The sequence below is a fragment of the Novosphingobium sp. CECT 9465 genome, assembly GCF_920987055.1.
In the GTDB taxonomy this organism is placed as follows: domain Bacteria; phylum Pseudomonadota; class Alphaproteobacteria; order Sphingomonadales; family Sphingomonadaceae; genus Novosphingobium.
This window is the reverse complement of the sequence record NZ_CAKLBX010000001.1, coordinates 2,374,952-2,398,392: the sequence shown is the minus strand read 5'-3', so window position 1 is coordinate 2,398,392 and position 23,441 is coordinate 2,374,952. Positions and strand designations below refer to the sequence as shown.

Genomic DNA, 23,441 nt, shown 5'->3' with positions numbered 1-23,441 from the left:
GCTGGTTCTGCTGGCAATGACCCTGCCTGCCGCCGCGCAGGACCTGCTGCCGCCCGCGCCTTATGCCTACAAACAGTTGGAAGACCCGGCGCTGGAGGCCAAGGCGCAGGCGTTGATGGAGACGCTGCGCTGTCTCAAGTGCCAGAGCCAGGCGATATCCGATTCCGATGCGCCGATGGCGGGCGACATGCGCCACCAGGTGCGTACCCGGATTGCAGCGGGCGAGGAGCCGGAGGCGATCCGCACCTGGCTGGTCGAGCGCTATGGCGATTACGTCAGCTATGCGCCACAGAACAAGCCGATCATGTGGCCGCTGTTTGCCGCCCCGCTGGTGATCCTGCTGCTGGCGGTGCTGCTGCTGCGCGGGCGGTTCCGGCGCAATACCGAGGATAGCGGCAAATGACGGATGTCGGCAAATGACCTGGGTTGTTATCCTGCTGGTGGCAGCGGCGGTGTTCGGCGTGATGGCGTTCGTGCTGAAGATGCCGCGTGCGGGGTGGGAGCTTTCCGGCGCGGCGCTGTTCATCGGCATTGCCGGTTATGCCCTGCAAGGGCATCCAGCGATGCCCGGCGCGCCCAAGGCCCCGGTCGAGAACAAGCGCGCGGCCGATGAAGCGATGATCAAGCAGCGTCAGCAGATGGGCGATTCCTTTGCCAAGGGACAAAGCTGGCTGATCCTGGCCGATGGCCTTGCCCGGCAGGGGCAATACGGCGCAGCGGCCGATATCCTGCGCAAGGGCGCCGAGCAGTTTCCCAACGATGCGGACATCTGGGTTTCGATGGGCAATGCACTGGTCGGCCATAGCGACGGGTTGATCACGCCATCGGCGCAGTTCGCGTTCCAGAAGGCGGCGACGATTGCGCCCGATCATCCGGGGCCGCCGTTCTTCATGGGACTGGCCCTGGCGCAATCCGGGCGCCTGGCCGAGGCGCGGGCGATCTGGGCCGAATTGCTGGAGCGGTCGCCTGCAGAAGCGCCCTATCGCACGGACTTGTCCGAGCGTGTCGCGCGCATCGATTCGATGCTGGCGATGGCGGCGGGAAGCAGCACCGCAGGGGCGCCAGTGGATACCGCCGAACCCGCTGCCGCTGCATCGCAAGGCGCGGGCCGGTAATTGCGGAATCCGGCGCTCTGGAACGGTGCGCGGCGATGTCCGTTACTGGATCATCGCAGGGCTGTTCCGCCCATTGCGGGGTCAGATGGGCGGTGCTAAAGCGCCGCGCCGCCCCTGCCGTTCCGGCCGGGGCATACTAGGCTTTATGCCGGGGGCACCGTTGCCATGAGTGATGCCGTAAACGACGCCGCTGTGTCTGCTGCGCCTTCTGCAGGCCATGGCCAGAGTGGGGGGCATGGTGGCGGGCATGGGCATACGCAAGGGTCCCTGACCAAGCTGGCCATCGGTGCGATCGGCGTGGTGTTTGGTGATATCGGCACCAGCCCGCTTTACGCGTTGCGCGATACCTTTGCCGGGCATCATCCGCTCCCGCTCGATCTGCTGCACGTCTATGGCATCATCAGCCTGATGTTCTGGTCGATGATGATCATCGTGACGTTCAAATACGTCTCGGTCATCATGCGGGCGGACAACAAGGGTGAGGGCGGTAGCCTGGCGCTGCTTGCGCTGATCAACCAGCACACCGATGGCAAGCGCTGGGGACGGGGCATCATTTTGCTCGGCGTCTTCGCCACGGCGCTATTCTATGGCGATTCGATGATTACGCCTGCCGTTTCGGTGATGGGCGCTATCGAAGGTGTGGCGGTCTATCGGCCGAGCATGCAGGGCCTGATCGTGCCGATCGTGGTGGCGATCCTGATCGGCCTGTTCTTCATCCAGAGCCGTGGCACCGAAAAGGTGGCAGCATTCTTCGGTCCGATCATGCTGATCTATTTTGCCACCATCTCGGTGCTGGGCCTGCTCAGCATTCTGCAATATCCCAGTGTGGTGGCGGCGCTCAGCCCGCATTATGCGGTGGGCATGTTTATCGCCGATCCGTTTCGCGGGTTCCTGGCGATGGGCGCCGCTGTTCTGGCGGTGACAGGCGCGGAGGCGCTTTACGCGGACATGGGCCATTTCGGTCGCAGTCCAATCCGCGTGTCGTGGCTGGTGTTCGTGCTGCCCGCGCTGGTGCTGAACTATCTGGGCCAGGCATCGCTGCTGATCCGCAATCCGGCGGCGCTGGAAAGCCCGTTTTATTTTCTCGCGCCCGAATGGTTCCAGTGGCCCTTGCTGTTCATCGCGTCGGCGGCGGCGGTGATCGCTTCGCAGGCGGTGATTTCGGGGGCGTTTTCTGTCACGCAGCAGGCGATCCAGCTTGGCTTCATCCCGCGCATGACGATCAAACATACCTCTACCGCAGCAGGGCAGATCTATATCCCGGTCATCAACTGGGCGCTGATGATCGCGGTGATCCTGCTGGTGCTGGTGTTCCAGCGTTCGTCGAACCTGACCGCCGCTTATGGCATTGCCGTTACCGGCGCGATGCTGATCGACAACTTCCTGCTGGCAGTGGTGCTGTTCAAGCTGTGGCAGTGGAAGGCCCCGGCGGCAATCGCGATGCTGGCGCTGTTCTTCGCCATCGACGCGGCCTATCTTGGTGCGAACCTGACCAAGATCCCCGACGGTGGCTGGGTGCCGCTGGTGATGGGCGTGGCGATCTTCACGTTGCTGACCACATGGTCACGCGGGCGCGCGCTGATGCGGGAAAACATGGCCGAAGGAACGATCCCGCTCGAAGTGTTCACCAAGTCTGCGCATTCGAGCGCGGCGCGGGTGCCGGGCACGGCAATCTTCATGGCATCGACCGCTGCGGGTGTGCCTTCGGCGCTGCTTCACAACATCAAGCACAACAAGGTGCTGCACGAACGCGTGGTGATCCTGACCGTGTCGATCGAGGACGTGCCCTATGTGGATGAGGGCGAGCGGTATTCGGTGAAGGATTACAGCAACGGGTTCTATCGCCTCACGCTGCGGTTCGGCTTTCTTGAGGAAACCGACGTGCCAGCCGCGCTGAAGGGCGTGAGCATGTGCGGAGAGCCGTTCAACATGATGAAGACCAGCTTCTTCCTTTCGCGCCAGACGCTGATCCCATCGGACAAGCCGGGCATGGCGCTGTGGCGTGAAAAGCTGTTTGCGTGGATGCTGCGCAACGCTGCCAGCGCGATGGAGTTCTTCCGCCTGCCTACGAACCGGGTGGTGGAACTTGGCAGCCAGCTGAAGATCTGATGCCGCTGAAGGATGCGCGCATCCTTGTCGTCGAAGACGAATTCCTCGTCGCGGCGATGCTGTGCGATTTTCTGGAAGATGAAGGGGCGGTCGCCATAGGGCCGGTCGGGCGTGTGTCAGAGGCGCTGAAGGCGGTGGCGCAGGGCGGGTTCGATCTCGCTGTGCTGGACTGGAACCTGGACGGGCAATCGAGTTTGCCGGTTGCGCAGGCGCTGCATTCCAGCGGCGTACCGTTTCTGATCGCGACCGGATATGGGCAGGTGGAAGGTAATTTCGCCGACCGGCCCTTGCTGGCCAAGCCCTATGCGCGTGAAGCGGTGATCGCCACGATCTGCGAATTATTGGACAGGTGAGCGGGAGCGGACTTGCGCCGCCCCCGCTCGCTTCGGTCAGTCAGCCTTGGCTTCGCTGACGGATTCGTTGTGCAAGCTGGCTTCGGCTTCGGCCGCTTCCTGCTTCGCGCCAGCGGCAGCTTTCTTCGCTTCGGCTGCGGCCTTGTCACCCATTTCGTCAGTAGCTGCTGCTGCATCATCGACAGCCTTTGCGGCCTTGTCGCCCAGCTCATCAGTCGCCGCAGCGGCATCGTCGGCGGCGTTCGCCACGTCGTTACCAGCCGATTCAGCGGTAGCTCCGGCGGCATCCTGTGTCTTTTCCGAGCAGGCCGAAAGCATGAGGGCGGTTGCCGCAGTGGCGGCGAGAATGGTCAACTTGCGCATGTGGTGAGAACTCCCCTTGGATGTCAGACCCGCAGTGCGGGTTGAGAGAGCAACGCCCGAAGCCGGAATAATATCCCGCGCAGCAAAAAGGGGCGCGGCATCCGAAGACGCCGCACCCCTTTTTGTGCGCTGATCCGCTGAAGGATCAGCCGAGATTGGCGCTCACCATTGCATAGAGCATTGGCAGCGAGAGCAGCAGGTTGGTGCGGCTTGCTGCAAGCGCGCGGGGTGCCGCAGCGGCCTTTTCCTCAGCCGAGGCTTCGACGATGCCGAGGATCTTCTTCTGGGCGGGCCAGATGATGAACCACACGTTGAACGCCATGATCAGCGCCATCCACATGCCAAGACCGATCAGGTTGACCGTGCCTTCGCCGGAGAAGGTCATCGCCTGATGTGCATAGCCAGAGACATATGCGATGACGAGGCCGGTTACGACCGTCAGCAGCGCCGACCAGCGGAAGAAGAAGAACACCTTGGGAGCGATATGTCCGGTGATCGCGCCCTTCTGTTCAGCCGGGATTTTCGGCATGGTCGGCACCTGCACGAAGTTCAGGTAATAGAGCAGACCGATCCACAGCACGCCGAAGAACACGTGGAACCAGCGGAACACGGAATTTACGGTGACGCTGGCAGAATCGCCATAGCCAAGCATGACCGCGATGGCCGCAACCAGGCCGACCACGAGAACGAGATGAAGATTGCCGAAGAACTTGGCCATCTGATTTTCCCCCTATTTTAATATCTTGTGCGAGCAGGGCGGCACCTGCGCCCCCGCAGTTGCCGCGCATATTAGGCGCTGTGGTGCAAATGTCACATGAAATCAGGTTGGAGACGAGGTGTTCAATCGTCAACCCGATCAATCATGCGGTGGATTACGCTCAACTTCGGGTTCGGCGCCCGCGGCAAGGCCATGGCGCATCAGCATGGGAATCTGCGAGAACGTGAACAGGAACGATAGCGTCGTCACGCCCCACAATTTCGCCTGAAGCCAGACTTCGAAATTGCCATTCGCCACGTTGAAGAAATGGCGCAGCACTTCGTTCAGCGCGGCGAGGAACAGGAAGAAGAACGCCCAGTTGCGCGAAAGCTTGATCCATCCGGCATCGTCAAGCCCTTCGAAGGCGGCTTCCAGCAGGACGCGCAGCATTGGCTTGCCCCTGGCCAGACCGGCGAAAAGGACCACGGCAAACAGCAGGTAGATCGCGGTGGGCTTTACCTGAATCCAGAACGGATCGCCCAGCAGCACGGTGAGCGTACCGAAGCCGAGGATCAGCACGGTGGACAGCCACAACATCGGCGACACTTTGCCCAGCCGCCATTTGGAGACGATCAGCGCAATGACGGTGGCGACCATGAACGTGGCGGTGCCTTTGGTGACGGCTACCACTTCGGCCAACCCCGGTTCGGCACCTTCGGGCTTGAAGTGGCGATAGGCGAGGAAGAACACGAGCAGCGGGCCATAATCGACCAGCAGGTTGATCCACGAGGACTTGGGCTTTTCCGATTCGGGCTTGGCTGATGCAATGCGTGTAGTTTCACTCATTGCCTACTCCTGCCAGTAAACTTTCGTCATTGCGAGCGAAGCGAAGCAATCCAGTGCCGACTTGCGCAATTCTGGATTGCTTCGTCGGCGATGCCTCCTCGCAATGACGAAACGTGATGGCCGCCATTCTCACTGGAACACTCCCGCGATGACCCTGGCGACCAGATCGGGATCGAACGGGCGCAAGTCGTCAATCTTTTCGCCGACGCCGATGGCGTGGATCGGCAATCCGTATTGCTCGGCGGCGGCGACGAGTACGCCGCCACGCGCGGTGCCATCAAGCTTGGTCATGATAAGGCCGGTCACGCCCGCAACTTCCTTGAAGATTTCGATCTGCTGGAGCGCATTCTGCCCGTTCGTGGCATCGAGCACCAGCACCACGTCATGCGGGGCTTCGGGGTTGAGGCGGCCGAGAACGCGGCGAACCTTGGCCAGTTCGTCCATCAGTTCGCGCTTGTTGTGCAGGCGTCCGGCAGTGTCGACGATCAGCGTGTCGATGCCGGTATCGGTGGCGGCTTTGACCGCATCGAACACGATCGAAGCGGGATCGCCGCCTTCGGGTCCGGTGACCACCGGGATGGACAGGCGATCTGCCCAGACTTTCAACTGGCCGATGGCCGCGGCGCGAAACGTATCGCCCGCCGCCAGCATCACGCCGTAATCCTGTTCCTGGAACAGGTGCGCCAGCTTGGCGATGGTCGTGGTCTTGCCCGACCCGTTGACACCGATCACCAGGATCACCTGCGGACGTGGGAAAGCGACGATTTCGAGCGGTTTTGCCACAGGGCGAAGGATCGCGGCGATTTCCTCGGCCATGGCTTCCTTGACCGCCTGTTCGTCCACTCCGTTTTCGAAGCGGGCGGTCTTCAGCTTTTCGCGGATACGCGCGGCGGCGCGGGGACCCAGGTCGGACAGGATCAGCGCATCTTCAAGATCGTCAAGCTGCGCGTCAGTCAGCTTCGAGGCACCGACGATACTGCCCAGGTTTTCGGCAAGGCGTTCCGAGGTCTTGCGAAAACCGCCAAGCAGGCGGTCCGACCAGCTATCGCCACTCATTCCAGTATTCCTTCGATAATCCGTGTCGGCGTACAAGTGACCAGACTACCGGGCGCGGTGCCGGGAGGTGTACGGTAGCTGGCGAAGTTGCCCGCATGGCCGGTTCCATCGCGCTCGGCAAGCACCGTGGCGGGCTTGCCGATCAGGGTTTGCAGCCATTGGTCGCGTTGTGCGGCAACGCTGGCGCGCAGTTCAGCGGCCCGTTGGCGAACCACTGGTGGCGGGACCTGCGGCATCCGGGCGGCCGGTGTGCCAGGGCGCGGCGAATAGGGGAAGATGTGGCCGTGTACGACCTCGCATTCGCGCAGGATGGCAAGGTTGTTGGCGTGCATCTCCGGCGTTTCGGTGGGAAAGCCTGCAATCAGGTCTGCCCCGATGGCGATTTCGGGACGGCGGGTCTTCATCTGCTGTACGAGGGCTATCGCTTGCGCAGAGGTGTGGCGGCGCTTCATCCGCTTGAGGATCATGTCATCGCCCGATTGCAGCGAGAGGTGGACGTGGGGCATCACGCGCGCTTCGCCCGTAATCAGATCAAGCAGCAGCGGATCGATCTCCACACCATCCAGAGACGACAGGCGCAGGCGCGGCAGGGCGGGAAAAGCGGCGAGGATGGCACCGACCAGATTGCCGAGCTTTGGCTGGCCGGGCAGGTCTGCCCCCCACGAGGTCACATCGACCCCGGTCAGCACCACTTCGGCGACGCCGAGGCCGAGGTGCGGTTCGATGGCGCGGAGCACGTCTGCCACTGTGAGGGACAGGCTGGCGCCGCGCCCTTGCGGGATGATGCAGAAGGTGCAGGCGTGATCGCAGCCATTCTGGACGGGGATGAACGCGCGGGTGTGCGTGTTTGCCCGCCCGCCTGCGCGGGGGAGCGGGGAAGATTTGGGTAACGGTTCGGGGAGCCAGCTTGAGGGGGTCAGCTTTTCGGCATTGGGCACGACAGCATCGACTTCGGGCATCTGCGCGAAGCTGTCCTGATCGATGGTGGCGGCGCAACCTGTGACGATGAGCCGCGCCTGCGGGTGTTCGCGGCGCAGGCGGCGGACGGCGCGGCGTGACTGGCGCACGGCTTCGGCTGTGACCGCGCAGGAATTCACCACGACCGTTTGCGGGCCGTCCTGCAACATCGCGCCGATCATTTCGCTTTCAGCGATGTTCAGGCGGCAACCGAGAGAGACGACCTGCGCGATCATGACGGAAAATCTGATTCCTCGAACGAACCTTCGAAGCTGAGCGCGGCAGGGCCGGTCATCTCGATATTGCCGCCTTCCGGCCAGGCAATGGTCAGGGACCCGCCGGGCAGGTCTACGCGGACGGTTCGGTCGGTCAGCTTGCGGCGGATAGCGGCGACGGCGGTGGCGCAGGCGCCTGTGCCGCAAGCACGGGTAAGACCTGCGCCGCGCTCCCACACGCGCAGCTTCAGATGGTCCGGCCCGATGCGGCTGGCGACGTTGACGTTGATGCGTTCTGGAAACAGCGGATCGTTCTCGATCAGCGGGCCGAGGCGTTCGAGATCGACCGCATCGCAATCGGGCACGAAGAAGATGACGTGCGGGTTGCCGACATTGACGCCGACCGGGTTTTCCAGTTCCTCCCAGCCGACCGGCATTTCAAGGGTGTCCATCGCATAGGCGACAGGGATTTGATCCCAGTTCAGGCGTGGCATGCCCATGTCCACCGACACGCCACGACCGTTGGTTTCGGCGCGGATCAGCCCGCCCAGCGTCTCGATGGTCTGCGTGCCGCCCAGCAGCAGGCCGACCGCGCGGCTGGCGTTGCCGCAAGCCTCGACTTCGCTGCCATCGTTGTTGAATATGCGCATACGCACGTCGGCCACTGCGGAGGGTTCGATCACGATCAACTGATCGCAGCCGACGCCAGTGCGGCGATCGGCAATGGCGGCGGCGCGCCGGTGAGTCATCGCCAGCGGCATCGCGCGGGCGTCTATCACCACGAAATCATTGCCGAGGCCGTGCATCTTGCGGAAAGGAATGCGCATGCCGCGCGACATAGGCATTCGGCCCGCGAAGGGCAATGCGCTGCACGTGGCCGCGCAAATGCCGGATCAACGCCTTATCAGGCTGAGGCGCTGCGCGACGGCGTGGGCAGTGCGGGTGCTTCGGGGTCGACTGGCGGGTTTGGTACACACAGCAGGTTTTGCCCGGCCAGCATCTCGCGCACGCTCAGCGCATCGGATGGCTGGCCGTAAAGGAAGCCCTGACCCTTGAATGATCCGAATTTGCGCAATTCTGCAAGCACTTCGGATGATTCGATGCCTTCTGCGGTGATCGGCAGGTCCATCCCCTTGCCGAGTGAAGATATCGCTTCGATGATCATCGCGCTGTCCTTGCTCGTGCCGAGGTTGGACACGAAGAAGCGATCGATCTTGATCCGGTCGAACGGCAGCGTACGCAATTGCGCAAGGCTGGAATAGCCGGTTCCGAAATCGTCCAGACTGATGCGGATGCCCTGATTCTTGAGGCTGGTGATGAGCGTGCGGACGACGCCGAGGTTTTCGTGCAGGCAGGTTTCGGTTATTTCGATATCGAGACGGTGCGGCGGGAAGTTGGCTTCGATCAGCAGCTTGAGAAGCTTTTGCGCAAACCACGGGTCGCGCAACTGGATCGGCGAGATATTGACGGAAAGGGTCAGGCTGGGGTCCCAATCGCGAGCGTCGGCCAGCGCCTGGCGGATCAGGCATTCGGACAGGTCCGAGATTACGCCGATTTCCTCGGCGATGGGGATGAACACTTCGGGCGAAATCAGCCCGTGGCGCGGACTTTGCCAGCGCGCGAGCATTTCGAAGCCGGTCAATGCGCCTGAATCGAGATCGATCTGCTTTTCATAGAACGGCACGAATTCGCCCGCCGGAATGCCTTCGCGAATGCCGCGTTCCAGCTCGCTGCGGTAGCGCAGTTCGCTTTCCATGCTCGGCTCGAACCAGCAGAAGCGGTTCCGACCGGACTTCTTGGCCTGGTACATGGCAAGATCAGCGCGGTGCAGCAATGTGGTGGCCAGTTCCGCGGGCTGGTTCGTTCCGGCCGGTGTGCTGGTGGCCAGGCCGATTGATGCGGTAACTTCGATTGAAAGGCCATCGATCAGGACGGGGCGTGCAACCACTTCGTTGATGCGCAGAACGAGCCGGTCGATGGCTTCTGCGTGATCGGGATCGTAGATTGCGGCGCAGGCGAATTCATCGCCACCCAGCCGCGCCATGACCGAGCGTTCCGGCAGGATGGCGCGGATGCGGCGGGCAGCTTCAAGCAGAACGGCGTCGCCCGCCTGATGGCCGTGATTGTCATTCGAGCGCTTGAAGTTATCGAGGTCGATCATCATCGCGACCACTTCGTGCCCGGTTGCGCGCGCAGTGGCGATGATATCCTGAAGCGCGTCATCGATGCTGCGACGGTTGAGGCAACCGGTGAGTGGATCGGTCTGTGCCAGCTTCTGGGCGGTTTCTTCCGCCTGGCGCCGCTGGCCGACCTCGGTAGTGAGATCGACATAGCGACGCCAGCCGAACAGCAGCAGCGCGATGTTGAGCAGCAGCGCCGTGCTCAGCAACTGGTCGCGCGGTCGATCACCACGGATGAGCGACGCAAGGAAATCGGTAATGACGGAAGACCCGTAGCCAACGAACAGCACCATCGTGGCAATCACGACGCCAAGACAAATAACGCGCTTGTCCACCCTCGCTATCGGCCCATGCCGTTCGTTGTGGTCTGTCGGCCTTGTCGCCATAACCCTTGCCTTCGCATTACCCCAGCAATCGTCGGCTGACGCATTGCCCATGCCCTTACGCTACGGCAAAGCTCCTGAAATTTTGGTTAAGATCACGTTTCCAAGCCATGGGGGCTTTCACCATTATTCTCTATTTTGGCGATTTTGACGGGATTTTCAGGCAACTGCTTGCCAACATGCGCGACAGGCGCTAGGGGGCCGTCAAGTGGACAGGCCTGTGCTTGCCTGCGGATTCGACAACGGCCCCTGTTCAGGATGCCACACGCTGGTCGGCGAGGTTTCGCCCACCGGCGTTTTTCGCGTTACGCGAATGTGGCGGGCGGGCAAGGGCGTGCTGATGGGAATTGTGCGTGTTCGACAGTCTTTCAGACCGGCTTGGAGGCGTCTTCGATCGCCTGCGTGGCCGCGGCGCGCTGAATGAAGAAGACGTTCGGGCCGCCATGCGCGAAGTACGCATCGCGCTGCTCGAAGCAGACGTTGCGCTCCCCGTCGTGCGCCGGTTCGTCGACAATGTAACCGAACTTGCGGTTGGCCAATCAGTGCTGCGTTCGGTTACGCCGGGTCAGCAGGTCGTCAAGATCGTCAACGATGCGCTGGTCGAAATGCTCGGCGGCGGCACGGCGGAGCTCGATCTGGTGGCAACGCCGCCGGTCGTGATCATGATGGTCGGGTTGCAGGGTTCGGGCAAGACCACCAGCACCGCCAAGATCGCCAAGCTGCTGAAAGAGAAGCACGGCAAGAAGGTCCTGATGGCCTCGCTGGACGTCAACCGTCCGGCGGCGCAGGAACAGTTGAAGATTTTGGGCGAGCAGGCGGGCGTTGCGACGTTGCCGATCATCGTCGGCCAGATGCCGGTCGATATCGCCACGCGCGCGGTGAACGCGGCGAAGCTGCAAGCGGTGGACGTGCTGATGCTCGACACGGCGGGCCGGTTGCATGTCGATCAGGCGCTGATGGACGAGATGAAGGCGGTTTCGACTGTCTCGATCCCCAGGGAAACGCTGCTCGTCGTCGATTCACTGACCGGGCAGGACGCGGTCAACGTCGCGCAGTCGTTCGCGGGTGAGGTAAATCTTACCGGCATCGTGCTGACCCGCATGGACGGCGATGCGCGCGGTGGTGCAGCGCTTTCGATGCGCGCCGTCACCGGCAAGCCGATCAAGTTTGCAGGTACTGGCGAAAAGCTTGACGCGATCGAGCCATTCCATCCTGAACGCGTGGCGGGCCGCATCCTCGGCATGGGCGACATCGTCTCCATCGTCGAGAAGGCGGCGGCGACGATCCAGGTCGAGGACGCCGAGAAGCTTGCCGCGCGCATGTCGAAGGGGCAGTTCGACATGAACGACCTGCGTACCCAATTGCGGCAGATGCAGAACATGGGCGGCCTTGGCGCGCTGGCGGGCATGATGCCCGGCATGAAGAAGGCCAAGGCGGCGATGGCGCAATCCGGCATGGATGACCGCGTGCTGCTGCGCATGGACGCGATCATCGGTTCGATGACCGTGAAGGAGCGCGAGAAGCCCGAACTGCTCAACGCCAAGCGCAAGATCCGTGTCGCCAAGGGTTCCGGTACGCAAGTGCAGGACGTCAACAAGCTTCTGAAGATGCATCAGGAAATGGCCAAGGCCATGAAGCAGATCAAGAAGATGGGCGGCCTCAAGGGGCTTGGCGCACTGTTCGGCAAGGGTGGCCTTGGTGCCGCTATGCCGGGCCTGGACCAGCAAATGGGTCCGGGTGGGCTTGGTGGAATGGGCGGCGGCGGCATGGGCGGTGGCGGATTGCCTGGCCTCGGTTCCGGGGGGCTTCCCGGCAACCTGGGTGATCTGCTCAAGAAGCGCTGATTTTTTTGCAAGTTTCGTAAAGTTTAGAATTTCGCTGAAAGGTTGATTTAATGTCTGTTTCTCTTCGTCTTTCGCGTGGTGGCTCGAAGAAGCGCCCGTACTACAAGGTCGTCGTCTCCAACAGCCGCGCTCCGCGCGATGGCGCTTATCTGGAGCAGGTCGGCACCTACAACCCGCTGCTCGCCAAGGACGATGAAAACCGCGTCCGTCTGGTCGAAGACCGCGTACGTTACTGGCTCGGCGTTGGCGCACAGCCGACCGACCGCGTTGCCCGCATGCTCGACAAGGCCGGCATCAAGGAGCGCAAGGCTACCAACAACCCGAATGCGGGCGAACCCGGCAAGAAGGCCAAGGAACGGGCCGAAGACAAGGCCAAGAAGGCTGCCGAAGCCGCTGAAGCTGCGGCTGCCGCCGCTGCTGCACCGGCTGAAGAAGCCGCTGCCGAAGAGCAGACGGAAGCCTAAGTGGCTGATCTCCCCTCCCCTTCAGGGGAGGGGCCGGGGGTGGGGGCTGGCCGAAAGGCGCAGCGCTCAGCCGCAGCCCCCCACCCCAACCCCTCCCCTGAAGGGGAGGGGCTTGCCATGCGCGACAAGCCCGTCACGCTCGCCGCCATAACCGGCGCACATGGAGTGACGGGCGAAGTCCGCCTCAAGCTGTTCGGAGAAGGCGTGGCCGCGCTCAAGCGCTACCGCGCCTTCTGCGATTCCAGGCTGACGGTGACGTCGCTTCGCGATGACAGCAAAGGCGGCGCCATCGTCCGCTTTGCCGAAATCACGGACCGCACCGCAGCGGAAAAACTGCGCGGAACGGCGCTGACTGTGCCGCGTTCAACCCTGCCGCCTTTGGGCGAGGGTGAATATTACCACGCCGACCTGCTCGGCCTGCCGGTTGTCTCCACCACGGGCGAAGCGCTGGGCGAATGTATCGCCATCGACAATTTCGGTGCAGGCGACGTCCTCGAAATCCGCAAACCCGATGGCAAGCGCTTCATGGTGCCCATGAAGGTTGATGCCGTGCCGGAGTGGGATGGGCTGAGGATTGTGATTGAAGCGCTTTACGTGGAGTAGTATATACAGGCTGTATATACGGAGGCCGCGATGGGCAAGGAATACACAGCCAAGAGCTTCAAATCTGGAAATTCGGTCGCCATCCGCGTTCCGGCGGCGCTGGGCGTTGAGCCTGATCGTGAGTGGGGCGTCGAGTGGGTTGATGGCGATCTGGTGTTTCGCGCCAAGCCAGCGGCGAAGCGCAAGATCGATGTGAGCGGTTTTGCGGGCAAGGCACCGGGCATTCGACTGGCCCCACGTGAAGATTTTGAAGAAAGGCCGCGTGTGATTGCTGCTCGCAAGGCGGCTGGTTTGCTGTGATCAAATACCTGATCGATGCCGACAGTTCGATCAATGCAATGAGGGTTGCGGCCTCACCTGTGAACCGCCGGATCGGAGAATGCGAGGTCGGAGAAATTGGTATTTCCGCGATAAGCTTTTCTGAGATCTCTGCTGGAACACAACTGCAGAAGCCCCCGCCGCCAGAAGTGATCGCCGCCTTCTTGAAGGCGATTCCTGTGCTGGAATTTGGGGAGGCTGCCGCGCGTGAGTATGCCAGGCTCCCTTTCAAACGTGGGAAATTACATAGGCTGCTTGCCGCGCATGCGCTTAGCATCGGGGCGACGGTGGTGACGAACAACGAGGCCGACTTTGCGGATGTGCCGGGGTTGATGGTCGAGAACTGGACGGTTTGATGTCTGCGACACTGGACCGTGTGATGGACATTGTTGCTGCGCAAAGTGGCACGCGGCGGGATCGGCTTACTACTTCATCGGCAATTGATCAGGACGTTGGCATTTCTGGCGGTGATGTGGAGGATTTAGCAGAGGCGCTGGCAGGTGAGTTTGGTGAATGGGTGTGGCAATGGCCTTGGCAGCGTTTTGCATTGCTTGACGAAGGTTTGTCGCTGCTTTTCCCATTTCAATTTGTCTGGCAGCTTTTCACGTGGCCAATACGGGGGAGCTTTAACAATCCCAGCCCATACGAGCGGCTTGAACTCGGACACATTGCGAAAGTGATCGAAGCGGGTCATTGGCTGGAGCCATGACCTTCGCTGCCACAGTCCTCACGCTCTACCCTGAGATGTTTCCCGGCCCTTTGGGTGTCAGCCTTGCGGGGCGGGCGCTGGCTGAGGGGACGTGGTCGATGGATGCGGTGCAGATCCGCGACTTTGCGGCTGACAAGCACCGGACGGTGGACGATACGCCTGCTGGCGGCGGGGCGGGGATGGTCTTGCGGGTGGATGTGCTGGCCAAGGCTGTGGATTTTGCGCGCGGTGCCATCCTCCCCTTCAGGGGAGGGGCTGGGGGTGGGGGTTCTCCATCTGGTGTGGCGCTTGGGGATGGCCCCCACCCCCACCCCTCCCCTGAAGGGGAGGGGCTTTCAGGGCAACGGCCCGTCATTGCGCTTACCCCGCGCGGCAAGCCGCTGACGCAGGAGCGCGTGCGGGAGCTGGCGGCGGGGCCGGGGGTGATCCTGTTGTGTGGCCGGTTTGAAGGGTTTGACGAGCGCATCTTCGAAGGCCGCGATGTCGAGGAAGTCTCCGTCGGCGATATCGTGCTTTCGGGCGGGGAATGTGCGGCGCTGATGTTGCTGGACGCTTGCATTCGGCTGCTTCCCGGCGTAATGGGCGCCGCCTTGAGTGGGCATGAGGAGTCGTTTGAGAACGGTCTTCTTGAGTACCCTCATTACACCCGGCCCGCTGAGTGGGAAGGGCGAGTGATCCCTGAAGTGTTGCGATCGGGGGATCATGCGAAAATCGCGGAGTGGCGGAAACGCCGTTCGGAAGACGATACACGGCTACGCAGGCCGGATCTTTGGGAGCGTCACATCGGCGCTCGGGTCCAATCTGCCTCTGGTGCGCAACGTGAAGTGCAGGATTTGAAAAATGAACCTGATTCAGCAGCTTGAAGCTGAAGCCATCGCCGAATACAAGGCGAAGAAGGAAATTCCATCGTTCCGTGCGGGCGATACCGTCCGCATCGGTGTGCGCGTTGTCGAAGGCGAGCGCACCCGCGTCCAGAACTACGAAGGCGTGTGCATCGCGCGTTCGAACCGTGGTCTTGGCTCGAACTTCACCGTTCGCAAGATCTCGTTCGGCGAAGGCGTGGAACGCGTGTTCCCGCTCTATTCGCCCAACATCGATTCGATTACCGTGGTTCGCCGTGGTGTCGTTCGTCGTGCGAAGCTGTACTATCTTCGCGGCCGGACCGGCAAATCGGCACGTATTGCCGAGCGCAAGGTCACAAAGGTCAGCGCGGACTGAGCAGGGCGGGCGAATAGCCCAGTGCCACGACACTGATAAAGTGTTCAAAAGGCGTCCTGGCTCACCGGCCAGGGCGCCTTTTCTGCTTTCAAACGCAACCAATTCGGGCCACCAAGGCGCATCGTCAATTTGCCCCCGGTATAAAAACGGGGCCAGAGGATACCGAACTCCCATGCGTCATTTCCGTCTGCTGGCCGCTTGCGCCCTGTCGTCCTTCGCGTTTGCTCCGCTCGCCCATGCACAACAGGGTCAAAACATGACCGCTACAACACCTGCTGCCGCCCAAGACCTGACGTTTGAGCGCGTCTTTGCCAGCCCAAGCCTCAACGGCCCGGCGCCGCGCGCCGTGAAGCTTTCGCCCGATGGTCGCTATCTGACACTGCTGCGCAATCGTGCCGATGACCGCGAGCGCTATGACCTGTGGGGCTTCGACCGCGAGACGTCCGAGTGGAAGATGCTGGTGGATTCGCTCAAGCTGTCATCGGGCCGGGAATTGTCCGAGGCCGAGAAGATGCAGCGTGAGCGCCAGCGCATCGGCGACCTGAAGGGCATCGTGACTTATGAATGGGCCGCCGATGGAAAATCGGTGCTGGTGCCGGTCGATGGCGACCTGCTGCTGGCTGGCCTTGATGGTTCGGTACGCAAGATCGAAGGCACCAAGGGCGGCGAACTGAACCCCAGGCTGGGACCGAAGGGCGAGCACATCGCCTTCGTGCGAGACCGCCGGTTGTGGACGGGAAAAGTTGCAGGCGGCGCGCCGGTCGCGATCACGCCCGAAGAAGCGAACGCTGACGTCCATTGGGGCGAGGCCGAGTTCGTGGCGCAGGAAGAAATGGCGCGCTTCAACGGCTTCTGGTGGTCGCCCGATGAAGCCCGTATCGCGGTGGAACGGTTCGACGAGAGCATGGTCGGCGTGGTCACCCGCGCAGCGATCGGTGCGGAAGGCACCAAGACATATGACCAGCGCTATCCGGCGGCGGGCACGCCCAATGCCGAAGTTTCGCTGTGGGTGATGGCGCCGGACGGTTCGGGCAAGGTCCAGGTGGATCTCGGAACTGATAAGGACATCTACCTGGCGCGGGTGGACTGGGCGCCTGACGGCAAGGCGCTGTTTGTGCAGCGGATGAACCGCGAGCAGACCGTGCTCGACATGCTCAAGGTCGATCCGCTGACCGGCAAGGCGAGCGTGTTGTTTTCCGAAAGGGCGGCGGCAAAGCACTGGATCGACCTTTCGGACAGCTATCGCTTCCTCAGGGACGGCAGCCTGGTGTGGTGGTCGCAGCGCGACGGGTTCGGCCATCTGTATCGCTACAAGGCGGGCAAGTGGTCGCAACTGACCAGGGGCGATTGGACCGTGACCGGCGTGGTTGGCGTGGATGAAAAGGGCGGCAAGCTCTATTTTACCGGCAACAAGGACGATGTGCTCGCGCAACAGGTCTATGCGATGGACTTGAACGCTCCGGCAAAGATCACGCGCCTGACCGAAATGGGCTGGGTCAATGGTGCCAGCATGGACAAGAGCGGGCAGACGCTGACGATTTCGCGATCATCTGATTCACAGCCGGCACAATCGTTCATCGCCGATACCAGCGGCAAGCGGCTGGCGTGGATCGAGGAGAACAAGGTCGCAGGTGCGCATCCCTATGCACCGTACCTTGCCAGCCATCGTCCGGCGCAGTTCGGCACGATCCCGGCCGCGGATGGCACACCGCTGCATTACATGATGATTACGCCACCGCTGGAGGCCGGAAAGACCTATCCAGTGTTCACCTATCATTACGGTGGGCCATCGTCACAGGTGGTCACCAGGGGTTTTCAGGGCGCACTGGCGCAGGCCATTGTCGACAAGGGCTATATCTATTTCGCGATCGACAACCGGGGATCGGAAAACCGGGGCGTGAAGTTCGCCTCGGCGCTGCATCATGCGATGGGTTCGGTCGAGGTAGAGGACCAGCTGGCTGGCGCGATGTGGCTGAAGAAGCAGCCGTTCGTGGATGCCGACAAGATCAGCACGTTCGGCTGGTCCTATGGCGGATACATGTCGATCAAGATGCTTCAGGCCAATCCGGGGGTCTATGCGGCAGGCATTGCCGTGGCGCCGGTGACGAAGTGGCAGATGTACGACACGACGTATACCGAGCGCTATCTCGGTGATCCGAACAAGCTGCCGGAAGTCTATGAAAAATCGAATGCGCTGGCCGATACCGGCAAGATCAGCGATCCGTTGCTGATCATCCACGGCATGGCCGATGACAACGTGGTTTTCGAAAACGCCAGCGCCATCATCGCCAAGCTGCAGGGTGAGGCGGTGCCGTTCGAGATGATGCTCTATCCCGGCTACACGCACCGCATCAGCGGGCCGAAAGTGAGCAAACATCTCTACGAGACGATTTTCCGCTTCCTTGACCGCAATGGTGCAGGCAGCGGGAAGTAACTCGCGCTACCCATCGTCATTGCGAGCGACCGGAGGGCGCGCGGCAATCCAGAGTTTGTGCGTGGCGCTCTGGGTTGCGTCGTCGGTTTTGCCGCCTTGCAATGACGAGAGTTGTGGTGGGGCAAGCTGAAGTGCACGGCACAAAAGCGTTTTTAACTTGGCTGGTCGGCACCAGCCGCTAGGGAACGGCTCGGACGCAAGAGCATGCGGGCCGCTGGAAGGGAATGGAAATGGGTTACCGGGTTGTAGTTGTCGGCGCGACGGGGAACGTGGGCCGCGAGATGCTCAACATCCTCGCCGAGCGCGAGTTTCCCTGCGACGAAATCGCGGCGGTGGCATCGTCGCGCTCGCAAGGATCGGTGATCGACTTTGGCGAGACCGGCAAGAAGCTGAAGGTCCAGAACATCGAGAACTTCGATTTCACCGGATGGGACATCGCACTTTTCGCCGCAGGATCAGGCCCCACCGCGATCCATGCGCCGCGCGCGGCAGCCGCAGGCTGCGTGGTGATCGACAATTCGTCGCTCTATCGCATGGACCCCGACGTGCCGCTGATCGTGCCCGAAGTAAATCCTGACGCGATCGATGGCTACACCAAGAAGAACATCATCGCGAACCCCAACTGCTCCACCGCGCAGATGGTAGTGGCGCTCAAGCCCTTGCACGATGCCGCGAAAATCAAGCGCGTGGTCGTGGCCACGTACCAGTCGGTTTCCGGCGCGGGCAAGGAAGGCATGGACGAGCTGTTCGAGCAGAGCCGCGCGGTATTCGTCGGCGATGCACTGGAAGCCAGGAAGTTCACCAAGCAGATCGCGTTCAACGTGATCCCGCACATCGATGTCTTCCTGGACGATGGTTCCACCAAGGAAGAGTGGAAGATGGTGGCCGAGACCAAGAAGATCCTCGACCCCAAGATCAAGCTGACCGCCACTTGCGTTCGTGTACCGGTGTTCGTCGGCCATTCCGAAGCGATCAACATCGAGTTCGAGGAAGAACTGAGCGCCGAGGATGCACAGAACATCCTGCGTGAAGCGCCCGGCATCATGCTGATCGACAAGCGCGAAGACGGTGGATACGTGACCCCGGTCGAATGCGTTGGCGATTACGCCACATTTGTCTCACGCGTGCGCGAAGACCCGACCGTGGACAGCGGCCTTTCGCTGTGGTGCGTTTCGGACAACCTGCGCAAGGGTGCGGCGCTGAACGCGGTGCAGATCGCCGAACTGCTGGGCCGTCGCCACCTCAAGAAGGGTTGATCGCCGACATGATGGAAGTGACCACCGAATTCTTTCCCGGCTTCGGCGGCGCGCAACTCGCGCTGCACCGCATGGGCAGGGGAAGGCCGGTGGTGCTTCTGCATGGGCTGTTTTCTTCAGCCGAGGTGAACTGGATCAAGTTCGGCACGGCGGCGCAACTGGCGGCGGCTGGCTTTGAATGCCTTATGCCGGATTTGCGGGTGCACGGGCAGAGCGCCGCGCCGCATGATCCGGCAGCCTATCCTCAGGATGTGCTGGTGCGCGATGCCGAGGCGCTGGTGGCGCATCTGCGGTTGACCGTTTTCGATCTGGTCGGCTTTTCGCTGGGCGCGCGCACGGCGGCCCGCGCGGTCATCGGCGGGATGGCCCCGCGTCGGCTGGTGCTGAGCGGGATGGGCCTTGAAGGCCTTGCCGGATGGGCAAAACGGCAGGACTTCTTCGTGGACGTGATCGACCGTTTCGGCACGATCACGCGGGACGATCCGGCCTATCTTGCGCAGCAGTTCCTCAAGACGATGGGAGTGGACAGGGTAGCCGCGCGACTGTTGCTGGGCACGATGGCTGATACCGATGAGGCGGCACTTGGCGACATAACCATGCCGACGATGGTGCTGTGCGGTGATCAGGACGACGACAATGGATCGGCGGAAAAGCTGGCCGAGGCACTGCCCGATGCGCGCCTCGCGCTGATCCCCGGTACGCACATGAGCTGCGTGACCAAACCCGATCTGGGGCGTGAACTGGTAGCCTTCCTTTCCTGACGCACTTCAAATAAAGGCGAGCGCGCCCTCTTGCAGGAAGGCGGAGTTCGTGTCAGCTTCCCGTCAATAACGACAAAGGCCGCAAAGAGCCTTGTACGGGGATCTGGATGACATGAAAGTTCGCTGGCTGGTTGCCGCAATCGTAGCCTCCATGATGGCCCCCTCCGCCGCAGGGGCCAATACCGTTTCGGCAATCAAACCCGATGGCGTGGCCCAGGCGCTGAAGAATCTCGGCTATACCGCCGAACTGGCGAAGGACGCCAATGGCGATCCGTTGATCAACACCGACATCGGCGGCTGGCAGGCAGCGTTGCTGTTCTACGAATGCAACGAAAAGACGCACGATGGCTGCCAGTCGTTGCAGTTCGTGGCCAATTTCACGCCAGAAAAGAAGTTTACCGCTGAAGATGCCGTGCGCTTCAACCGCAACACACGCTTTGCCTCGGTCTCGCTCGACAAGGACCAGTCGGTGATGATGACGTGGGATGTGGTGACCGGGAAGGGCATCGATCTGGAAGTGTTTTCCAATTCGGTCGACATGTTCCGCAGCGCGATGGACACGCTGGGAACCGAGGTCTTCAAATAGTGTTCTGGAGATGACCTGCTACCGGCGGGCCAGACGTAGATACGAACGACGCTGCGTAATTGGACTGGGCAATCCGAAGCGGGGCTAGCCGCGATGGATTGCCCTTTTTGATGGCATTTACCGGAACGGCGGTTCGTTGAAGGCGCGCAGCTTGCGACTGTGGAGGCGTCCGCCTTCCTGTCTGAGCAGTTCGCAGGCGGTGGTGCCGATGGCAAGGTGCGCGGCGATGGCTTCTTCGTAGAAACGATTGGCCTGGCCCGGCAGCTTGATTTCGCCGTGCAGCGGCTTGTCCGAAACACACAGCAACGTGCCGTAGGGAACGCGAAAGCGATAACCCTGGGCAGCGATGGTGGCGCTTTCCATATCAATGCCGACCGCGCGGCTGAGCGACAGACGGCGCGCGGAATGCGTGTAACGCAGTTCCCAGTTGCGATCGTCGGTGGTGACGATGGTGCCGGTGCGCATGCGCTTTTTAAGATCGATCCCGCCCGCACCGCTGACCATCTCGGCGGCCTTTTGCAGGGCGACCTGGACTTCGGCGATGGCGGGGATGGGGATTTCGGGCGGCAGGACCGGATCGAGCACGCGATCGTCGCGCAAGTAGGCATGGGCGAGCACGTAATCGCCGATCTTCTGGGTGGGGCGCAGGCCGCCGCAATGGCCGATCATCAGCCATGCCTCTGGCCGTAGCACGGCGAGGTGATCGCATATGGTCTTGGCGTTGGACGGGCCGACGCCGATATTGACCAGCGTTATCCCGGAATTGTCGGGTGCGACGAGGTGATAGGCCGGCATCTGGTGCCGTCGCCATGCCGTGTCCGAAAGGCGGGCACGGGCATTGTCCGTCGCCGCATCGAGGCTGAGGCCACCTGCGCCGGTAAGCGCGATGTAGCGTTCACCATCGATCTGCTGACCCGCCCAGTCGACGAATTCATCGACGTAGCGATGGTAATTGGTGAACAGGATGTAGCGCTGGAAATCTTCCGTTCGGGTGCCGGTATAATGCGCCAGGCGGGCGAGGCTGAAATCGGTGCGCAACCCGTCGAACAGCGAAAGCGGAAAAGGACCGTCGCCGACGTTGTATTCGCCATCGGCAATCTCGTCGCCTATATGGGCCAGTTCGGTGGCGGGAAAGTGCTGCGCCAGTTCCTGCGGGCTGACCTGATTGATGCGCGCACCATAAGCCCCATCGAGCACATAGGGGAACGGGATTTCCTGGCGCGAGCGGCCCACTTCGATCCGCACGTTGTACGACGTGCGGATGAGTTCGATCTGTTCGTAAAGGTAATCGGCAAACAGTGCAGGCCGGGTGACGCTGCAGGCGTAATCGCCCCGCTGGGTCAGGCGACCGAAGGCGCGGCCGGTAGATTCGTTGTGGGGATCATCGTCAAGCCGGATGCGCAGTTCAGGGTAGCAATAAGTGCCATCGTGGCGCTTGTTGATCGCGGGCGGTGTGCCGGTGTTGGCATAGGCGGCGATATCGTCGCGCAACTGGGCAACGGCGCTGTCGTAAAGGCGGGTGAGTTCGGCGAGGATTGTTTCTGTTGTAGCCATCGCAAGGTGTGTAGCGCGCCTTTTTTGCAGTGCAAAGAAGGCTCACGAAAAAGGGGCGCCCCGAAGGACGCCCCCTGTTCTGTTTGCCGAAGTGGCAGGAAGCCTCAGGCTTCCGTTTCCTCGGTGTCTTCGTCCAGAAGGTCGGCCGGGATTTCGCCCGGTTCGGCGTTCGGGTTGTAGGCTTCGGTGAAACCGCCGACTTCATTGTCGAACATCGCGTCGATGACGTTGACGCCCGCAGTTTGCAGGGCGGCTTCGTCGGGCGAGCGGGCGACATTGACCTTGACGTTGACCGATACTTCGGGGTGAAGCGCGACCTTGACGTCATAGACGCCGATGGTCTTGATCGGGCGTTCCAGCACGATCATGGCCTTGGTCACCTTGGCGCCCTGTTCAACCAGCGCGTCCGAGATGTCACGGACCGAAACCGAACCGTAAAGCTGGCCAGCGTTGGACGACGCGCGGATGAGCACGACTTCCTTGCCTTCGACGTTGCCCGACTCAGCCTTGGCTTCATCACGACGTGCGGCGTTGTCGGCTTCGATGCGCGCGCGGTTCGATTCGAAAATCTTGCGGTTGGCATCGTTGGCGCGCAGCGCCTTCTTGTTGGGCAGCAGGAAGTTGCGGGCATAACCGTCCTTGACGGTCACTTCGTCGCCGATGGCGCCCAGCTTCTCGATGCGCTCGAGCAGGATGATCTGCATGGGTTGGCGCTCCTTACTTGACGATGTAGGGCAGGAGGCCGATGTGCCGGGCGCGCTTGATCGCCTGGCTCAGCTCACGCTGCTTCTTCGCCGAAACGGCGGTGATGCGGCTGGGGACGATCTTGCCACGTTCGGACATGAAGCCCTGAAGCAGGCGCACGTCCTTGTAGTCGATCTTCGGAGCGTTCTTGCCGGAAAACGGGCAGCTCTTGCGGCGGCGGAAAAACGGACGAGCCATTGTCTTATTCCCCTTCGCGTTCGCGGCGGCGGGTGCGCTCGCGGTCGTTCTTGCGCATCATCACGGACGGGCCGCCTTCATGCTCGTCGACACGGACGGTCATGAAACGGATCACGTCTTCGTTGATCGAGGTCTGGCGTTCCAGCTCGGTGATGGCGGCGCCCGAAGATTCGATGTTCAGCAGCACGAAGTGCGCCTTGCGATTCTTCTGGATCTTGTATGCCAGCGAACGAAGGCCCCAGGTTTCGGTCTTCACGACCTTGCCATTGTTGGCTTCGATGATTTCGGTGGCGGTGGCGGCAAGCACATCGACCTGAGCCTGGCTCAGATCCTGGCGCGCCAGAAACACATGCTCGTAAAGCGGCATGCTTTTGCGTCCTTATCTATACTAACCGATCGCTGGCTTGTTCGCGGTATTGCGAGGCCCCTCCGGCTTTCTTGGGTTTCGCCGGATTTCCGGTGAAGCGGTGGCCCTTAG

At 61.8% G+C, this 23,441-nt stretch carries 27 protein-coding genes; 16 read left to right on the top strand and 11 right to left on the bottom strand.

Going from position 1 to position 23,441, the window contains the following annotated elements; all coding sequences use genetic code 11:
- Positions 1-16 precede the first annotated feature (16 nt).
- The 4 genes from LUA85_RS11460 to LUA85_RS11445 all read left to right on the top strand — a co-directional run bounded on the left by LUA85_RS11460 (position 17) and on the right by LUA85_RS11445 (position 3,577).
- Positions 17-403, top strand: coding sequence for a cytochrome c-type biogenesis protein (locus tag LUA85_RS11460; protein ID WP_231471850.1), 387 nt, complete (start codon positions 17-19; stop codon positions 401-403).
- A gap of 13 nt (positions 404-416) precedes the next feature.
- Positions 417-1,115, top strand: a complete 699-nt coding sequence (locus tag LUA85_RS11455) for a tetratricopeptide repeat protein (protein WP_231469831.1) — start codon at positions 417-419, stop codon at positions 1,113-1,115.
- A 165-nt stretch (positions 1,116-1,280) separates the two neighbouring features.
- Complete coding sequence (locus tag LUA85_RS11450; RefSeq protein WP_231469829.1) at positions 1,281-3,224, top strand: potassium transporter Kup; 1,944 nt, start codon at positions 1,281-1,283, stop codon at positions 3,222-3,224.
- Positions 3,224-3,577, top strand: a complete 354-nt coding sequence (locus tag LUA85_RS11445; RefSeq protein WP_231469826.1) for a response regulator — start codon at positions 3,224-3,226, stop codon at positions 3,575-3,577. Before LUA85_RS11450 ends, LUA85_RS11445 begins: the two co-directional genes overlap by 1 nt.
- 36 nt (positions 3,578-3,613) lie before the next feature.
- On the opposite strand, the gene LUA85_RS11440 is transcribed toward LUA85_RS11445, so the two are convergent.
- The 7 genes from LUA85_RS11440 to LUA85_RS11410 all read right to left on the bottom strand — a co-directional run bounded on the left by LUA85_RS11440 (position 3,614) and on the right by LUA85_RS11410 (position 10,226).
- Positions 3,614-3,940, bottom strand: a complete 327-nt coding sequence (locus LUA85_RS11440; RefSeq protein ID WP_231469811.1) for a hypothetical protein — start codon at positions 3,938-3,940, stop codon at positions 3,614-3,616.
- Positions 3,941-4,085: 145 nt separating this feature from the next.
- Positions 4,086-4,658 carry a urate hydroxylase PuuD gene (locus LUA85_RS11435; protein ID WP_231469809.1) on the bottom strand — a complete coding sequence of 191 codons (573 nt, stop codon included), beginning with the start codon at positions 4,656-4,658 and terminating at the stop codon, positions 4,086-4,088.
- Between the two features lie 138 nt (positions 4,659-4,796).
- Positions 4,797-5,483, bottom strand: coding sequence for an inner membrane-spanning protein YciB (locus LUA85_RS11430; RefSeq protein WP_231469806.1), 687 nt, complete (start codon positions 5,481-5,483; stop codon positions 4,797-4,799).
- Positions 5,484-5,612: 129 nt separating this feature from the next.
- Positions 5,613-6,539, bottom strand: a complete 927-nt coding sequence (gene ftsY, locus LUA85_RS11425; RefSeq protein ID WP_231469804.1) for a signal recognition particle-docking protein FtsY — start codon at positions 6,537-6,539, stop codon at positions 5,613-5,615.
- Positions 6,536-7,732, bottom strand: coding sequence for a MiaB/RimO family radical SAM methylthiotransferase (locus LUA85_RS11420; protein ID WP_231469802.1), 1,197 nt, complete (start codon positions 7,730-7,732; stop codon positions 6,536-6,538). The genes ftsY and LUA85_RS11420 overlap by 4 nt, the downstream gene beginning before the upstream one ends.
- Positions 7,729-8,538: a diaminopimelate epimerase gene (gene dapF / locus LUA85_RS11415; RefSeq protein ID WP_231469800.1), complete on the bottom strand. Its 810-nt coding sequence runs from the start codon at positions 8,536-8,538 to the stop codon at positions 7,729-7,731. The genes LUA85_RS11420 and dapF overlap by 4 nt, the downstream gene beginning before the upstream one ends.
- A 77-nt stretch (positions 8,539-8,615) precedes the next feature.
- Positions 8,616-10,226 (bottom strand): bifunctional diguanylate cyclase/phosphodiesterase, encoded by a 1,611-nt coding sequence (locus LUA85_RS11410; protein ID WP_231469798.1) that lies wholly within the window; start codon positions 10,224-10,226, stop codon positions 8,616-8,618.
- A gap of 401 nt (positions 10,227-10,627) precedes the next feature.
- On the opposite strand from LUA85_RS11410, the gene ffh reads away from it, so the two are divergent.
- From ffh to LUA85_RS11350, 12 genes are all read left to right on the top strand, one after another.
- Positions 10,628-12,118 (top strand): signal recognition particle protein, encoded by a 1,491-nt coding sequence (ffh, locus tag LUA85_RS11405; protein WP_231469796.1) that lies wholly within the window; start codon positions 10,628-10,630, stop codon positions 12,116-12,118.
- Positions 12,119-12,168: 50 nt separating this feature from the next.
- Positions 12,169-12,582, top strand: a complete 414-nt coding sequence (gene rpsP / locus LUA85_RS11400) for a 30S ribosomal protein S16 (protein WP_231469793.1) — start codon at positions 12,169-12,171, stop codon at positions 12,580-12,582.
- A 117-nt stretch (positions 12,583-12,699) separates the two neighbouring features.
- Positions 12,700-13,185, top strand: coding sequence for a ribosome maturation factor RimM (gene rimM / locus LUA85_RS11395; protein ID WP_231469791.1), 486 nt, complete (start codon positions 12,700-12,702; stop codon positions 13,183-13,185).
- A gap of 30 nt (positions 13,186-13,215) precedes the next feature.
- A complete protein-coding gene (locus tag LUA85_RS11390) occupies positions 13,216-13,485 on the top strand; it encodes a hypothetical protein (RefSeq protein ID WP_231469789.1) in 270 nt (89 codons plus the stop codon).
- Positions 13,482-13,859 carry a type II toxin-antitoxin system VapC family toxin gene (locus LUA85_RS11385; RefSeq protein WP_231469787.1) on the top strand — a complete coding sequence of 126 codons (378 nt, stop codon included), beginning with the start codon at positions 13,482-13,484 and terminating at the stop codon, positions 13,857-13,859. Before LUA85_RS11390 ends, LUA85_RS11385 begins: the two co-directional genes overlap by 4 nt.
- Positions 13,859-14,212, top strand: a complete 354-nt coding sequence (locus tag LUA85_RS11380; protein ID WP_231469785.1) for a hypothetical protein — start codon at positions 13,859-13,861, stop codon at positions 14,210-14,212. Before LUA85_RS11385 ends, LUA85_RS11380 begins: the two co-directional genes overlap by 1 nt.
- Positions 14,209-15,075, top strand: a complete 867-nt coding sequence (gene trmD / locus LUA85_RS11375) for a tRNA (guanosine(37)-N1)-methyltransferase TrmD (RefSeq protein WP_231469783.1) — start codon at positions 14,209-14,211, stop codon at positions 15,073-15,075. The genes LUA85_RS11380 and trmD overlap by 4 nt, the downstream gene beginning before the upstream one ends.
- A complete protein-coding gene (gene rplS / locus LUA85_RS11370; protein WP_231469780.1) occupies positions 15,053-15,430 on the top strand; it encodes a 50S ribosomal protein L19 in 378 nt (125 codons plus the stop codon). Before trmD ends, rplS begins: the two co-directional genes overlap by 23 nt.
- A 172-nt stretch (positions 15,431-15,602) precedes the next feature.
- On the top strand, positions 15,603-17,864 hold the full coding sequence (locus LUA85_RS11365) for a S9 family peptidase (protein ID WP_231469777.1): 2,262 nt from the start codon (positions 15,603-15,605) through the stop codon (positions 17,862-17,864).
- A 230-nt stretch (positions 17,865-18,094) separates the two neighbouring features.
- Complete coding sequence (locus LUA85_RS11360; RefSeq protein ID WP_231469775.1) at positions 18,095-19,120, top strand: aspartate-semialdehyde dehydrogenase; 1,026 nt, start codon at positions 18,095-18,097, stop codon at positions 19,118-19,120.
- Positions 19,121-19,128: 8 nt separating this feature from the next.
- Positions 19,129-19,881, top strand: a complete 753-nt coding sequence (locus LUA85_RS11355) for an alpha/beta fold hydrolase (RefSeq protein ID WP_231469773.1) — start codon at positions 19,129-19,131, stop codon at positions 19,879-19,881.
- A 112-nt stretch (positions 19,882-19,993) separates the two neighbouring features.
- On the top strand, positions 19,994-20,467 hold the full coding sequence (locus tag LUA85_RS11350; RefSeq protein WP_231469771.1) for a YbjN domain-containing protein: 474 nt from the start codon (positions 19,994-19,996) through the stop codon (positions 20,465-20,467).
- Positions 20,468-20,584: 117 nt separating this feature from the next.
- On the opposite strand, the gene LUA85_RS11345 is transcribed toward LUA85_RS11350, so the two are convergent.
- The 4 genes from LUA85_RS11345 to rpsF all read right to left on the bottom strand — a co-directional run bounded on the left by LUA85_RS11345 (position 20,585) and on the right by rpsF (position 23,330).
- Entirely contained in the window at positions 20,585-22,021 is a 1,437-nt protein-coding gene (locus LUA85_RS11345) for an AMP nucleosidase (protein WP_231469770.1), read from the bottom strand.
- 104 nt (positions 22,022-22,125) lie between these two features.
- Entirely contained in the window at positions 22,126-22,725 is a 600-nt protein-coding gene (gene rplI, locus LUA85_RS11340) for a 50S ribosomal protein L9 (protein WP_231469768.1), read from the bottom strand.
- A gap of 13 nt (positions 22,726-22,738) precedes the next feature.
- Positions 22,739-22,963, bottom strand: coding sequence for a 30S ribosomal protein S18 (gene rpsR / locus LUA85_RS11335; protein ID WP_011445073.1), 225 nt, complete (start codon positions 22,961-22,963; stop codon positions 22,739-22,741).
- A 4-nt stretch (positions 22,964-22,967) separates the two neighbouring features.
- Positions 22,968-23,330 carry a 30S ribosomal protein S6 gene (rpsF, locus tag LUA85_RS11330; protein WP_231469766.1) on the bottom strand — a complete coding sequence of 121 codons (363 nt, stop codon included), beginning with the start codon at positions 23,328-23,330 and terminating at the stop codon, positions 22,968-22,970.
- Positions 23,331-23,441: the final 111 nt, after the last annotated feature.

Coding starts and splice junctions, on each gene's coding strand:
- LUA85_RS11345 (WP_231469770.1), bottom strand. CDS start 22,021: ATGGCTACAACAGAAACAATCCTCGCCGAACTCACCCGCCTTTACGAC.
- LUA85_RS11440 (WP_231469811.1), bottom strand. CDS start 3,940: ATGCGCAAGTTGACCATTCTCGCCGCCACTGCGGCAACCGCCCTCATG.
- LUA85_RS11355 (WP_231469773.1), top strand. CDS start 19,129: ATGATGGAAGTGACCACCGAATTCTTTCCCGGCTTCGGCGGCGCGCAA.
- LUA85_RS11390 (WP_231469789.1), top strand. CDS start 13,216: ATGGGCAAGGAATACACAGCCAAGAGCTTCAAATCTGGAAATTCGGTC.
- LUA85_RS11380 (WP_231469785.1), top strand. CDS start 13,859: ATGTCTGCGACACTGGACCGTGTGATGGACATTGTTGCTGCGCAAAGT.
- rimM (WP_231469791.1), top strand. CDS start 12,700: ATGCGCGACAAGCCCGTCACGCTCGCCGCCATAACCGGCGCACATGGA.
- rpsP (WP_231469793.1), top strand. CDS start 12,169: ATGTCTGTTTCTCTTCGTCTTTCGCGTGGTGGCTCGAAGAAGCGCCCG.
- LUA85_RS11435 (WP_231469809.1), bottom strand. CDS start 4,658: ATGGCCAAGTTCTTCGGCAATCTTCATCTCGTTCTCGTGGTCGGCCTG.
- LUA85_RS11420 (WP_231469802.1), bottom strand. CDS start 7,732: ATGATCGCGCAGGTCGTCTCTCTCGGTTGCCGCCTGAACATCGCTGAA.
- LUA85_RS11460 (WP_231471850.1), top strand. CDS start 17: ATGACCCTGCCTGCCGCCGCGCAGGACCTGCTGCCGCCCGCGCCTTAT.
- LUA85_RS11445 (WP_231469826.1), top strand. CDS start 3,224: ATGCCGCTGAAGGATGCGCGCATCCTTGTCGTCGAAGACGAATTCCTC.
- ftsY (WP_231469804.1), bottom strand. CDS start 6,539: ATGAGTGGCGATAGCTGGTCGGACCGCCTGCTTGGCGGTTTTCGCAAG.
- LUA85_RS11350 (WP_231469771.1), top strand. CDS start 19,994: ATGAAAGTTCGCTGGCTGGTTGCCGCAATCGTAGCCTCCATGATGGCC.
- rpsF (WP_231469766.1), bottom strand. CDS start 23,330: ATGCCGCTTTACGAGCATGTGTTTCTGGCGCGCCAGGATCTGAGCCAG.
- LUA85_RS11360 (WP_231469775.1), top strand. CDS start 18,095: ATGGGTTACCGGGTTGTAGTTGTCGGCGCGACGGGGAACGTGGGCCGC.
- rpsR (WP_011445073.1), bottom strand. CDS start 22,963: ATGGCTCGTCCGTTTTTCCGCCGCCGCAAGAGCTGCCCGTTTTCCGGC.
- LUA85_RS11455 (WP_231469831.1), top strand. CDS start 417: ATGACCTGGGTTGTTATCCTGCTGGTGGCAGCGGCGGTGTTCGGCGTG.
- LUA85_RS11365 (WP_231469777.1), top strand. CDS start 15,603: ATGCGTCATTTCCGTCTGCTGGCCGCTTGCGCCCTGTCGTCCTTCGCG.
- rplI (WP_231469768.1), bottom strand. CDS start 22,725: ATGCAGATCATCCTGCTCGAGCGCATCGAGAAGCTGGGCGCCATCGGC.
- dapF (WP_231469800.1), bottom strand. CDS start 8,538: ATGCGCATTCCTTTCCGCAAGATGCACGGCCTCGGCAATGATTTCGTG.
- LUA85_RS11450 (WP_231469829.1), top strand. CDS start 1,281: ATGAGTGATGCCGTAAACGACGCCGCTGTGTCTGCTGCGCCTTCTGCA.
- rplS (WP_231469780.1), top strand. CDS start 15,053: ATGAACCTGATTCAGCAGCTTGAAGCTGAAGCCATCGCCGAATACAAG.
- trmD (WP_231469783.1), top strand. CDS start 14,209: ATGACCTTCGCTGCCACAGTCCTCACGCTCTACCCTGAGATGTTTCCC.
- LUA85_RS11430 (WP_231469806.1), bottom strand. CDS start 5,483: ATGAGTGAAACTACACGCATTGCATCAGCCAAGCCCGAATCGGAAAAG.